The 13,326-nt window shown below is 26.2% G+C and carries 14 protein-coding genes; 8 read left to right on the top strand and 6 right to left on the bottom strand.

Going from position 1 to position 13,326, the window contains the following annotated elements; all coding sequences use genetic code 11:
* The first annotated feature begins 101 nt into the window (after window positions 1–101).
* The 7 genes from ACIJYC_RS06240 to ACIJYC_RS06210 all read left to right on the top strand — a co-directional run bounded on the left by ACIJYC_RS06240 (window position 102) and on the right by ACIJYC_RS06210 (window position 6,532).
* Window positions 102–920, top strand: coding sequence for a TIGR01459 family HAD-type hydrolase (locus tag ACIJYC_RS06240; protein WP_435165709.1), 819 nt, complete (start codon window positions 102–104; stop codon window positions 918–920).
* Window positions 914–1,834, top strand: a complete 921-nt coding sequence (locus ACIJYC_RS06235; protein WP_435165706.1) for a bifunctional riboflavin kinase/FAD synthetase — start codon at window positions 914–916, stop codon at window positions 1,832–1,834. The genes ACIJYC_RS06240 and ACIJYC_RS06235 overlap by 7 nt, the downstream gene beginning before the upstream one ends.
* Window positions 1,834–4,566, top strand: a complete 2,733-nt coding sequence (ileS, locus tag ACIJYC_RS06230) for an isoleucine--tRNA ligase (protein WP_435165704.1) — start codon at window positions 1,834–1,836, stop codon at window positions 4,564–4,566. Before ACIJYC_RS06235 ends, ileS begins: the two co-directional genes overlap by 1 nt.
* Window positions 4,563–5,054, top strand: a complete 492-nt coding sequence (gene lspA / locus ACIJYC_RS06225; protein ID WP_435165701.1) for a signal peptidase II — start codon at window positions 4,563–4,565, stop codon at window positions 5,052–5,054. Before ileS ends, lspA begins: the two co-directional genes overlap by 4 nt.
* A complete protein-coding gene (locus ACIJYC_RS06220; protein WP_435165698.1) occupies window positions 5,044–5,379 on the top strand; it encodes a DUF3035 domain-containing protein in 336 nt (111 codons plus the stop codon). The genes lspA and ACIJYC_RS06220 overlap by 11 nt, the downstream gene beginning before the upstream one ends.
* A complete protein-coding gene (locus ACIJYC_RS06215; RefSeq protein ID WP_435165696.1) occupies window positions 5,379–5,810 on the top strand; it encodes a hypothetical protein in 432 nt (143 codons plus the stop codon). Before ACIJYC_RS06220 ends, ACIJYC_RS06215 begins: the two co-directional genes overlap by 1 nt.
* Before the next feature lie 86 nt (window positions 5,811–5,896).
* Window positions 5,897–6,532 carry a hypothetical protein gene (locus ACIJYC_RS06210; RefSeq protein WP_435165693.1) on the top strand — a complete coding sequence of 212 codons (636 nt, stop codon included), beginning with the start codon at window positions 5,897–5,899 and terminating at the stop codon, window positions 6,530–6,532.
* On the opposite strand, the gene rsmD is transcribed toward ACIJYC_RS06210, so the two are convergent.
* On the bottom strand, window positions 6,529–7,092 hold the full coding sequence (gene rsmD / locus ACIJYC_RS06205) for a 16S rRNA (guanine(966)-N(2))-methyltransferase RsmD (RefSeq protein WP_435165690.1): 564 nt from the start codon (window positions 7,090–7,092) through the stop codon (window positions 6,529–6,531). The genes ACIJYC_RS06210 and rsmD overlap by 4 nt on opposite strands.
* Entirely contained in the window at window positions 7,092–8,354 is a 1,263-nt protein-coding gene (gene purD / locus ACIJYC_RS06200) for a phosphoribosylamine--glycine ligase (protein ID WP_435165687.1), read from the bottom strand. Before purD ends, rsmD begins: the two co-directional genes overlap by 1 nt.
* A gap of 23 nt (window positions 8,355–8,377) precedes the next feature.
* On the opposite strand from purD, the gene ACIJYC_RS06195 reads away from it, so the two are divergent.
* A complete protein-coding gene (locus ACIJYC_RS06195; protein ID WP_435165685.1) occupies window positions 8,378–8,572 on the top strand; it encodes a DUF2093 domain-containing protein in 195 nt (64 codons plus the stop codon).
* Here ACIJYC_RS06195 and ACIJYC_RS06190 read toward each other — a convergent pair.
* The 4 genes from ACIJYC_RS06190 to ACIJYC_RS06175 are packed head-to-tail and all read right to left on the bottom strand — an operon-like array spanning window position 8,569 to window position 13,326.
* Window positions 8,569–9,429: a lysophospholipid acyltransferase family protein gene (locus tag ACIJYC_RS06190; protein WP_435165682.1), complete on the bottom strand. Its 861-nt coding sequence runs from the start codon at window positions 9,427–9,429 to the stop codon at window positions 8,569–8,571. The genes ACIJYC_RS06195 and ACIJYC_RS06190 overlap by 4 nt on opposite strands.
* On the bottom strand, window positions 9,426–10,349 hold the full coding sequence (gene lpxK / locus ACIJYC_RS06185) for a tetraacyldisaccharide 4'-kinase (RefSeq protein WP_435165679.1): 924 nt from the start codon (window positions 10,347–10,349) through the stop codon (window positions 9,426–9,428). Before lpxK ends, ACIJYC_RS06190 begins: the two co-directional genes overlap by 4 nt.
* Window positions 10,346–11,584, bottom strand: coding sequence for a 3-deoxy-D-manno-octulosonic acid transferase (locus ACIJYC_RS06180; RefSeq protein WP_435165676.1), 1,239 nt, complete (start codon window positions 11,582–11,584; stop codon window positions 10,346–10,348). The genes lpxK and ACIJYC_RS06180 overlap by 4 nt, the downstream gene beginning before the upstream one ends.
* Window positions 11,584–13,326: an ABC transporter ATP-binding protein gene (locus ACIJYC_RS06175; protein ID WP_435165673.1), complete on the bottom strand. Its 1,743-nt coding sequence runs from the start codon at window positions 13,324–13,326 to the stop codon at window positions 11,584–11,586. The genes ACIJYC_RS06180 and ACIJYC_RS06175 overlap by 1 nt, the downstream gene beginning before the upstream one ends.

The raw sequence follows: 13,326 nt of genomic DNA, 5'->3' as shown, positions 1-13,326 counted from the left end.
GAGCCTCATATAGATACTGACCTAGCTTTTTCAAGCTAATATGAAAAATAAGTTATGAAAATCTTAGGAAATTAAGGATTTTATGGTTTATACCTAGAATTATGACTAAAAATTTAGATTCTGGAGGTTTAAAGTCTATAGCTGAAAATTATGATCTTTTTTATATAGATCTATGGGGAGTAATGCACAATGGTATCAAACTCCATGAAGGTGCAATTTTTACTCTTAAAAAAATACTGGAGAATGATAAAAATTTTGTTTTATTAACGAACGCACCGAGACCCATCCAGCCAGTTAAAGAATTTTTAGAAAAAATGGGTATGGAAAAAGAATTTAGAGATAAGGTTTTCACCTCAGGTGAGGCAGCGCTTAATTACCTTAAAAAGTTTTATCCTTTAAAAAAATTTTATCATATTGGTCCCCCTAGAGATTTTGATTTATTTAATGACTTTAAAGACAATAAATCCAAAGATATTAATGAAAGCCAATATCTTTTATGTACCGGCTTATTTGATGATTATGATCAGGATTTAAATTATTATAAAAATTTATTAGAAAATCATATTGAAAAAAAAATGATTTGTACAAATCCAGATTTAATAGTTGATAAAGGCAATGAAAGAGAGTTGTGTGCAGGATCGGTTGCTATGGTATTTGAAAAAATGGGAGGAAAGGTTGTTTATTTTGGTAAACCTTATCCAGAAGTTTATAATCAATCAATAGACAATAATAATAAAAAGATCTTATCAATTGGAGACAACCTTAATACCGATATTAAAGGTGCAAATCTTTTAAATTATGACTCTTTATTGATTTCTAATGGTGTACATAAAAATGAAATTAAAAATTATGGAATAGAAAAAGTGTCAAAACAATACGAGTCAATTGTAAACTTTATGCAATCAGATTTAAAATGGTAAGACTATATAAAAATTTCGATATTAGCAAAAATTTTAAAGGATCCATAATTTTAATTGGAAACTTTGACGGAGTGCATCTAGGTCATCAAAAATTATTTAAGTTAGCTAAATCATATAAAAAAAAATATAATTTAAAAATTGGTGTAATTAATTTTGATCCAATGCCAAAAATGTTTTTTAATAAATCCTTACAAAATTTTAGATTATCTAGCATTAATCAAAAATTGAATTTATTAAATAACCTTGGGGTTGATTTTATTGTAACAAAAAAATTTGATAAAACTTTTTCAAAAACAAAATCAATCAATTTTATAAAGAATATTTTATCAAATAAACTAAAAGCAAGATTGATATTTGTTAGTAATAATTTTAGATTTGGAAATAAAAGAGAGGGTGATGTAAAATTTTTAATTCAAAATGAAGAAAAGTATAATTATCAAGTCATTAAACCAAAGCCTCTTTTAGTAAATAAAAAAATAGTTTCATCTTCTTTAATTAGAAGTTATTTAGAAAAAGGTTTCTTAGATAGAGCTAATAAATTATTAAATAAAAAGTGGTCTATTGAAGGGATTGTTCAAAGAGGAAGACAAGTTGGAAAAAAAGTTGGTTTTCCAACATGTAACATAGATATTAAAGATTATATTTTAGCTAAACCAGGTGTTTATGCAGTCAGAGTTTTAAGAAAAAATAATTTGAAAACCCTTAAAGGAATAGCAAATCTAGGTTATAGACCGACATTTAATCAAAAAAAAATCTTACTTGAGGTTCATTTGTTTAATTTTTCTGGAAATCTTTATGATAAGCACTTATCAGTTGAGTTTTTAAAATTTATAAGAAAAGAAAAAAAATTTAAAAATATTAATAAGTTGAGATCTCAAATTAAATTAGATTTAAAAATAGCAAAGAGAGCATAATGAGTAATTCACAAATCAATCTTCCAAAAACAGCCTTCTCTATGAAGGCTAATTTACCAGTCAGAGAGCCAGAAATCTTAGAATATTGGAAAAAAATTAATTTATATCAAGAGCTCAGACAATCTAGCAAAGGTAAAGAAAAATTTGTTTTACATGATGGTCCCCCGTACGCAAATGGAAATATTCATATGGGTACTGCCCTAAATAAAATTTTAAAAGATATCATAGTTAAATTCCATCAAATGGATGGTAAAGACTCAATATATGTTCCCGGATGGGATTGTCACGGTCTACCAATCGAGTGGAAAATAGAGGAGCAATATAAAAAAAATAAAAAAAATAAAAATGAAGTACCGATAGTTGAATTTAGAAAGGAATGTAGATCTTTTGCAGAAAAATGGATCGAAGTTCACAAAGGACAATTTAAACGACTGGGTGTTATAGGCGACTGGGAAAATTATTATTCTACAATGAGTTTTGATGCAGAAGCTCAAATTGTAAGAGAATTAGGAAAATTTTTAAAAGAAGGTAGTTTATATAGAGGATTCAAACCAGTTTTATGGTCTACGGTTGAAAAAACTGCACTTGCAGACGCAGAAGTTGAATATCAGGATCATAAATCAGATACTATTTATACATCTTTTCCTGTAAAATCATCTAACTTAAAAGAACTTGAAGGTAGTGAAATTGTTATTTGGACAACAACCCCATGGACTATACCAGCAAACAAAGCTTTAGCTTATAACGAAGCTCTTGATTATGTGTTGATACAACTAAATGATGAAGGTGATTTCAAAAATCGAAAGATTATTATAGCAGAAGCCTTATCAGACTCTGTTATAAAAGAATGTTCCATCAAGGATTATAAAGAGATTAAAAAATTTAAAGGTAAGGAATTAAAAGATACAATTTGTAAGCACCCATTTTTTGATTTGGGATATGAATATGATATTCCAATGTTTGAAGCAAGATTTGTAACAACAGAACAGGGAACAGGTATTGTACATTGTGCACCTAGTCATGGACCTGATGATTTCAACTTATGTTTAAACCATGGAATTAAAGCTATTGAAACAGTGGATGGTGATGGAAAATATACTAAGAACGTTCATTTATTTGAAGGCAATCATATTTTTAAAGCTAACCCAATTATTATTGAAAAACTTCAAGACCAAAAAAATTTATTGGCTAATGGTGAACTGACACATTCTTATCCTCATTCATGGAGATCTAAGGCTCCATTGGTTCATAGAGCAACACCACAATGGTTTATATCAATGGAGAGTCATAAATTAAGAGAGACAGCTTTAAAGGCTCTTGATGAGACAACGTTTTATCCTAGCAAAGGAAAGGAAAGATTAAGATCCATGATTGAAACAAGACCCGATTGGTGTGTTTCAAGACAGAGAGTTTGGGGAGTTCCTCTTCCAATTTTTGTAAATAAAAAAACTAAAGAGATATTAGTTGATGATGAGGTTAATGAAAATATTGCAAATATTTATGAAAAAGAAGGTTCTGATTGCTGGTTTTCAGACGATCCACAAAGATTTTTAGGTGAAAAATATAAATCTGAAGACTATGAAAAATTAAGTGACATTGTTGAAGTGTGGTTTGATAGTGGATCTACACACTCGTTTGTTTTAGAGAAAAGAGAAGATTTAAAATGGCCCGCATCCATGTATCTTGAAGGTTCAGATCAACACAGAGGATGGTTTCATTCATCGCTACTTGAATCTTGTGGAACAAGAGGAAAGGCTCCGTTCGAGTCAATTTTATCACACGGTTTTGTTGTTGATGGAAGAGGATTAAAAATGTCGAAATCTCTAGGAAATGTAATTGCTCCTGAAGATATTTTAAAAAAATATGGTGCTGATATTTTAAGAATTTGGGTAGCTTCATCTAACTATGCAGAAGATTTAAGAATTGATCACTCAATTCTAGATCAGCATGCCGACTCTTATAGAAAAATTAGAAACACTTTTAGATATTTGCTTGGAAATCTGAATGATAATTTTGAAGAAATTGATTTAGCAAACATAAGTTTATCTGAACTACCTGAATTAGAACAATTTATGCTTCATAAAATTTATTATTTAGATGAAAATTTTAAAAATTATTTTAATAATTATGATTTTCACAATTTATACAAAGAGTTATTAAATTTTTGTACTGTAGATTTATCAGCATTTTATTTTGATATTCGAAAGGATACTTTGTATTGTGACTCTAAAGACTCTAAAAAAAGACAATCTACAATAATTTTATTAAATGTAATTCTTAAATCGCTATTAAGATGGTTCGCGCCAATTTTATCATTTACTACAGAGGAAATATATAGACTGATAATGAGTGACGATAAAAGCATTCATTTAACAAAATTTTTAGAGTTTCCTAAAAATTTTAAAAATGAAAATCTAAATCAAAAATGGTTAGAGCTTATTAAAATTAGGAATGTCTGCAATATTAGTATTGAGGAAAAAAGAGCTAGTAAAGAAATTGGATCAAGTTTAGAGGCAAGCTTAAAAATAAATTTAAATAAAAAACTAAATGATATTTATAAAGACGTAGATTTTTCAGAGCTATGTATTACTTCAAGAGCAGAGGTTTCTTATTTGGAAAATTCTGAAACAAAAGTTCAAACTACCAAGGCAGAGGGTTCAAAATGCCAAGTATGTTGGAAAATTACTAAGGACGCATGTTCAAGAAAAATTTGCCCACAACAAACTGAATGATATTTAAATTTTTAAGCAAAAATTTTTACTTTAATTTTTCAGTTGTGGCTTCAATCTATTTTTTAGATAGGTTGTCTAAAATATATGTTATCCAATTAGATAAAAATAATCTGGGATCAGATATCTTTAATTCAGCTTATTTAAATATTGTATTGATTTGGAATAGAGGGATTGCGTTTGGTTTGCTTTCATTCAATGAGTCTTATCTGTACAATTTTGTAAGTTTAATAATTGCGATAATCATTATCGTATTAATTATAATGTCTTTAAAAAGCCAAGGTTTTAATAGATATTCGCTATTAATGATTGTTGGTGGAGCATTAGGCAATTTACATGACAGAATTTTTTTTAATGCTGTGCCTGACTTTATAGATTTCCATATTGGAAATTTTCATTGGTTTATTTTTAATGTATCAGATATATTTATTTCATTGGGTGTAATTAGCTTGATTGTTTTGGAGCTAGTAGATAACAAAATTGAAAAATAAAATGATGATTAAAAATATCAAGATTTCACTTTTAATAATTATAAGTACTATTTTACTCTCAAGTTGTGGTTCAGTTCAAAAAGCATTTGATCCACAGAACAAAAACTCTTCTGAAGAATTTTTAGTTAAAAAAAAGTCTCCTCTTTCTATGCCACCAAGCTTTGAGGAGTTACCCGTCCCATCAAATGAAAAAGTCGATAAAGAAATTCAAACTAACGATATTGAGTCACTAATTACTGAAAAAAATAATAATGAAAGATTAGAAGACGTTGAAACAAATAAAAATTTTGAGCAGTTAATACTTGATAAAATCAAAAATAATTAATGTTCACACAAAATATAAGTTTTAAAAATTTTTTAATTAAAAAAAAAAAATCTATTATAAAAAAAAATTTAAATTTAATTTTAAAAGAAAAAAATCAAGTAATTAGTTCACTTTCAAAATCTTATAAAGATAGCTTTAGTAAAAAAAATATAAAATATTTTAATAAAAAATTTGATTATCGAATTATTGGGATGGGAGGATCCACCCTTGGAGCTCAAGCAATTTATGATTTTTTAAAAAAAAAAATAAAAAAAAAATTTATATTTATTGATAATTTAAACACTTTCAAAAATGACAAAGCAAAAAAAAATCTTAATAATTTAATTATTTCTAAATCAGGAAATACAACTGAAACGATTGTAAATGCCAATATTTTAATAAAAAAGAAAGATAAAAATCTATTTATAACTGAAAAAAAAAAAGTTATTTAAGTCTACTTGCACAAAAATTAAAAGCTGAAGTTGTCGATCATAATAATTATATAGGTGGAAGATATTCAGTTTTATCAGAAGTTGGAATGTTACCTGCAGAATTAATGGGTCTAAATCATAAAAAATTTAGACAACTAAATAATTTAGTGAAAAATAAGTTATTTATGAAGGCATTAATTTCAAATGTTGAAGCTACAATATATTTTTTAAATGCTAAAAAATTTAACTCAATTATTATTAATTATGATGAACAATCAACCAATCTATTCAACTGGTACCAGCAATTAGTTGCCGAAAGCCTTGGAAAGAAAAAAAAAGGCATACTCCCTATAATCTCTATTATGCCAAAAGATAATCATAGTGTGATGCAATTATATCTTGATGGTTTTAAGAATAATTTTTTTACATTTTTTTACTCGCATGAAAATAATTCAGCTAAAATAAACAATGACAGAGTTTTATTGGAGCAAAAGTTTTTAAAAAATAAGGATATTAACCAAATTATGTATGCTCAAAAAAAAGCTACAGAATGTGTTTTTAAAAAGAAAAATATTCCTTTTAGAAGTTTTGAAATAAAAAAAAGAGATGAAAAAACGCTAGGAGAACTTTTTTGTTTTTTTATTCTTGAAACAATACTGATTGGTAAAACCTTAAAAATTAATCCATTTGATCAACCATCTGTAGAACTTATAAAAAAAGAAACTAAGAAGATTCTAATCTAAGGGCAAGATCCAAAAATAATTCTTGAAATCCCATATTTTTTTTCATCTACTAAATTAAAATTTTTTGGAAATGTATCTTTTTCTTTTTTATGTCTATGGATAATTATTATGCCATTATTGTTAAGTATTCTATTCTCAATTATTTTGTCTAGAATATTTTCTATAGCTTTTTCTTTGTATGGAGGATCTAAAAATATTATATCATAAGTTAGTTTTAAACTTTTGAATGCAAGCCTATTTAAAATATCTAATTCAATAATTTCATAATTAATCTCTGATTTTAAATTATTTAAATTTTTTCTTAAAATTGGTAAAACAGCTTCATATTTCTCTATAAATGTCACATAACTTGCTCCTTGAGAAAGACACTCGATACCAAAAGAACCAATACCAGAAAATAAATCTAAAACTTGTGCTTTTTTTATATCGATTGAAAACTTATTTGAATGATTGATTATGTTAAATATAGACTCTTTCGTAAGATCTTTTAAAGGCCTTGTTTCTTTATCTTTAGGTTCAATTAATTTTTTTCCCTTAAATTTTCCACTTATGATTCTCATCAATCAATAACTTTAAAGCCAATATCTCTTCTATAAAATCCACCGCTCCAATCTAGTTTTTTTATACATTCATGCACCTTACCTCTAGCTTGCAAAAAATCATCTGAGAGTGAAATAAAATTTAGTACACGTCCCCCTGTAGAATATATTTTATCATTTTCTTTTTTAGTTCCAGCATGAAAAATAAAATTATTTTTTTCTGGATTTAAATTTTCAATATTTTTTATTAAGATATTTTTTTGATATGTGTCTGGATATCCTTTTGAGCACAACACAACACATAAGCTTTTTTTATTAGTCCACTCAATGTTTATATCTGCAAGTTTTTTATCACAACAAGCCTCAAGTATTTCTACCAGGTCAGTTTTTAGTTTTGGAAGAATTGTTTGGCACTCAGGATCTCCCATTCGAACATTGTATTCAATTAGATAAGGCTCATTTTCAACAATCATTAAACCAGCATATAAAAAACCTTTATAGTCAGTCCCAAGGTCTTTGAGCCCTTTAAGAGTAGGTTTAATAATTTTATTAATAATTTTATCCTCTAAATCTTTATTTATAAGTCTAGAAGGTGAGTAAGCACCCATACCACCAGTATTTTTACCATTGTCTCCTTCAAGAACTCTTTTATGGTCTTGTGCAGTTTCAAAGCTTTTAAAAGTATTTCCATCGCTAATTATAAAATAGCTCATTTCTTCACCTTTAAGAAATTCCTCCATAAGAACATTTTTAGCTTCTCCAAATTTTCCATTAAATATTTCTTCCACTGCCATGAAACTTTCTTGTTCATTATTACAAATATAAACTCCTTTGCCTGCAGCCAAATTATCTGCTTTAATTACATTTGGATATTTTGCACTTTTTAAAAACTTTTTTGCATCAATTCTATTTTCAAAAATACCAAAGTTAGCAGTAGGTATATTATATTCTTGGCAAAGTTTTTTAGTAAAAATTTTAGAACCTTCGAGTTGAGAAGCAATTTTGTTAGGTCCAAAGACTTTTATGTTAAACTTTTCTAAATAGTCCACAATTCCATTTACCAAAGGTTGTTCAGGACCTACGACAACTAAATCTATAGAATTGTCACTTATACATTTATACATTTTATCAAATTCATTAATATCCATATCAACATTAGTTGCAATTTTTGAAGTTCCAGCATTTCCAGGAATGCAAAAAATTTCTTTTACAGAAGAAGATTTAGATATTGTTAATGCTAATGCGTGTTCTCTGCCACCGCTACCTATAATTGCAATTTTCATATTAATATCTATATATCTTATAAATGAAAAATAAATTAGCTAAATTAAAATATATGCCAAATAATTTTCAAATTATTGAGGAAGGTGACCATGTAATTTGTGCTATTTCTAAAAAAAAAATCCCTTTAGAAAGTTTGAATTATTGGAATGTTGAAAAGCAAGAAGCCTATTTTTCTTATGCTGAGTCTTCAATTAAAAGAGAAAAAGAAGACAATTAACTTTTCCATCGATCATGTGTCCAGATCCACTGGTCAACATTTTTTAAAATCATTTTTTCAAGGACTTGGTTGAGAAATTCAGTAATTTCTAAGATCGACTTTGTTTTGCTTATTTTGATTGGTTCTGAGATATAAATTTTAAAATAATTTGAATTCTTTCTTTCAATATAAATAGGCACTAACTCACAATTGTATTTTTTTACTAATTGAGCAGGTATTGTTGTGGTAGTTGCTAAATCGTTAAAAAATTTTACTTTTTCTCCTTCTCTAACCCGCTGATCTATCATCAAAGCTATTGATTTACCTTTAATTACATTTTTAATTATTTCACGACTACCAGCTCTTCCTTTTTTAATTTGATTTTTGCAAATATTTTCTTTTCTAATTTTTTCCATTGTTTTGTTCAAAAAAATATTATTTAAAGGTCTGTAGATTGTGGCAAGCTCAATTCCTGCTTTTTCTATTTCCATTGCCATAAGTTCAAAATTATTAAAATGACCGGAAATAAATACAGCTTTTTTATTATTTTTTTTTAAATTTTCTAAATGCTCTAGACCATCTACTGAGACATATTTTTTTAGTTCATTGTTTCTAAATTTTTTTAAATAGACGTATTCGGCAAAAATTCTTCCATAATTACCAAGCACATTAGAAGCTATTTTTGATGAATTTTTACTGTGTTTAATATTTGCTTTATCTAAATTTTGAATGATTGTTTTTTTTGATCTAAATATTGGACCGATCATTCGTCCAATAAAAAAACCTAAATTTGATGAAAACCGATATCCTATCATTTGAAAAAAAGTAAATAAAATTTTGATTAAAATGAACTCTAAGAAGTAAACTATTTTTTTCATAATTTTGATGTTAAAATTTTTATTAGATTTTTTTTATCTTTTATTTCTAATTTAATTTTCAAAAATTTTATATTTTTTCTTTGAGACTTGTTTAATCGAAGGAAATCTTTTTCTGTTGTTAATAAAATTAAATTTTTTTTTTTAGCTTTATCAATTAATTGTTCTAGATCAGTATTCGTAAGTTTGTAGTGGTCAGGATATATTATTTTTTTACTTATATTAAACTTATATTTAATTAATGTTTGTTCAAACTCATGCGGGTTTCCAATACCACAAAACATGAGGTATTTCTTTCTTAGATCAAAATTTTTTAAATTTAATGGTTTATAATTTCCTTGAAATATTTTTATATTTTTATCTATAGACCTTAACTTAGATAAAAGTTTGCTATTTTTTTTTTCTCCATTTAAAAAAATTAAATCATAATTTTTAATCTCATTTAAATTTTCTCTCAATGGTCCTGCAGGAATCATATATTCATTTCCAATTGCGTATTCTGTATTAAAACAAGCAATCTTCAAATCATAATTTATATTTTTTTGTTGCAAGCCATCATCTAAAATCGCTAGTTGGTATTTTTTTTTTACAGCAGATAAAAGTGCATTTTCTCTACTTTCTGCAGAAATAATCTTTCCTGCATTACTTAATAAGTTAATTTCATCTGACTGATTTTCATAATTTTTTTTTATAAATACAGTCTTAAATTTTTTTTTAAATAATTGATTTATTTCTATCGCTAAAGAGGTTTTGCCCGTACCACCTACATATATATTACCAATACATATAGTTTTAATTTGAAATTTTTCTTTATTAGATAATTTTTTTGTAAAATTAATTAAACAAGTAATAGCTGATAAAGGGTAGAGTATAAACGATATAAAATTTTTTGTGTTCCAAAATCTAGGTTTGATTAGCTTCATATTAAGTATTTATTTATATGAAATAAATTTTTTTCAAGAACATTATTCCCAATCGAAATAATTTTTTTTATATTTTTATCAGGAACTTTCGTTTTTAATTTTTTTAATATTATATTTTCCATTTTTAAAATATTAGATGTAGATGATGATAGTTTAAGATTATTTAAAAAAGTGTATATTTCTTTGAAGTTTTGAACATTGGGTCCATTAATAATGTAATTTCCTAATCTTGTAGGTTCTAATGGATTTTGACCACCATGTTTTATTATTGATCCTCCTACAAAACATACATTTGTTAAATTATAAAACTTAGATGACTCGCCATAGCTATCAACTAAATATACATCCGTATCTTCTTGAAGTTTTTGATTTGAAGAATGTGTAATGCAATTAAGATCAAGATTATTTAAAGTATCTATAATTTCATTAGTTCTATTTACATGTCTTGGAATTATAATTGTGATTAACTTTTTCTCTCTCTTTTTAAGTTTCTTATGTAATTTACCAACTAATACCTCCTCATCATTATGAGTGCTGGCAGCACACCATACTTTATAACTTTTAAATTTATATTTTAATAATTTTAATTCATTTTTTTGAATATTTTTTTGACCATAATATTTCAAATTACCTGCTGATTTTATATTTTTAACTTTTAAAAATTTTAAATACTTTAAAGTTTCAAGGTTTTGAGGCAATGCCAAAGAAATATTTGCAAAAACTTGTTTCGCAAAACTTGGAAAAATCTGCCATTTGTCAAAACTACTTTCTGTAATTCTTGCATTCATAATTATGATTGGAATATTATTTAATTTTAAATTGTGAAACATATTAGGCCATATTTCTGAATCTATAAAAATTGCTAGTTCTGGACTCCAATATTTAATAAATCTTTTTACTATGTAGTTATTATCTAATGGAAAATATACATGTGTTGTTTTTTTTAATCTTTGTTTTTTAAAAATTTTTGCTGAACTAGTAGTTGATGTAGATAGTAAAATATTTTTTATTTTTTTATTTTTTTCTAATTTTTGTATAATTGGAACTATACTCATTAGCTCACCAACACTCGCAGCATGTATCCAAATTTTCTTTTTATTTTTTTTTTGAGAATAAATACAAAATTTTTCCCAAACTCTTTTTATATCTTCTTTACCTTTTAATATTCGATAAAAAATGATTGCAGGTGATATGATGATAGCCAAATTTGTGATTATATTGTAAAAAAAATACATTAATGTTCTTTAATTTGTCGTTCATAGAAATTTTTATAAACTTTAGATTGTATTAAAAGTTCCTCATGTTTTCCTGAGTCAATGATTTTACCACTATCAACAACATATATATTATCTGAGTTAAGAATTGTTGATAATCTGTGAGCAATTACAATCGTTGTTTTGTTAATAACTAATTGATCTAGTGCTTTTTGAATCTTTTCTTCAGTTTTTGAGTCTAACGATGAAGTAGCTTCGTCTAGTAAAATTATTTTACTTTTTTTTAGAAAAGCTCTTGCTATTGATAATCTTTGTTTTTCTCCACCAGATAATTTTACTCCATTCTCACCAATCATGGTTTCATAACCATTCTCTAAATTATTAATGAATTCAGTACACATTGAATTTTCAGCTGCTTTAAAAACCTCTTCATTAGTTGCTTCTGGTTTAGCGTATTTAATATTGTTCAAAACTGTATCATCAAATAGTGTTGTGTTTTGATCTACTATCGATATTTGATCTCTTAGAGATGCTAAATTAAATTTTGATATATCTTGACCATCTAAGAAAATGCCTCCATCTGTTGGGGCATATATTCTTGGTATCATATTTAGCAATGTTGATTTACCTGATCCACTGTGACCAACCAATGCTGTCATTTTGCCACCAGCAAAATTTGCATTAACGTTTTGGAGCACTCTGTTTTGTAGATTAGACTTGTAAGTAAAATTAACATTTTGAAAAATTATATCTCCTTTTGAAATAGTTAATTGATTTTTATCTATGTTTAAATCAATTTCATTTTTAATATCTATAATTGGAAGAATTCTTTCCGCAGCAGCAAATCCTTGGAATATTGCAACATTAACTTTTGTAAGAGTTTTTACTGGTTGGTAGGCCAACATCATAGCAGCAAGAAATGAAAAAAAATTATTAATTGCTAATTCACCACTAATAATTAATTTTCCAGAATAAAATATCAAAATAGCAATCATTATACCTGTTAATATTTCCATAATTGGTGTTGACCTAATATATACAGCCGCGATTTTTGCTGATTTTTCTTTTAAATCATTAACAAACTTTTCAGATCTATATTCTTCAAAACCTTCTCTTTGAAAAATTTTAATTATTTTATGATTTTTAAAAAGATCAATTAAGTATCTATTTAAATCACCAGATTTTTCTTGTGCTTGGGTTGAAATTTTACTCATTCTTTTTCCTAAAATTTTTGCAGTGAGAGATGCAAGTGGAATCATAATAATTGCTATTAAAGATAGTTTCCAGTTTTGGAAAAACATCACAAAAAGTAAACCTATTAATGTAAGACCATCTTTAAAGATGCTTAGATATGCTTCAGACAACATTCTTGTAATTTGACTTACATCAAAATTTAAATTTGAAATATATTTGCCAGAGTGTTTGCTATCTATAGTTTCGGTATCTGCTTTAATAAAAGATTTAAGCATATCAGTTTGTAAAATTTTTTTAACTTCTTCAGATACATTAATCATTATTAATCTTGCAAAATAAAGTGAGATACCTTTTGCACTAAAAGCAATAATAATTGCCACAGGGATAAGAATAATCAAAGTTTGATCTTTATTAATAAATATTTTTTCAATTGCTGGATCTAAAAGCCATGCTGTTGCAGAAGTGCTTAGTGCAACTAACACCGAAAAGACAGCAGCTAATAAAATTTTACCAAGAAACTTACTTGTATAATCTTTGTAAAGTCTTTTAAATGTTTTAGATTTTATCAT

It is taken from the genome of Candidatus Pelagibacter bacterium nBUS_28 (assembly GCF_051200915.1).
Taxonomy (GTDB): Bacteria; Pseudomonadota; Alphaproteobacteria; order Pelagibacterales; family Pelagibacteraceae; genus Pelagibacter.
The sequence above is the reverse complement of the archived record's forward strand: the minus strand, read 5'-3'. Positions and strand labels throughout refer to the sequence as shown.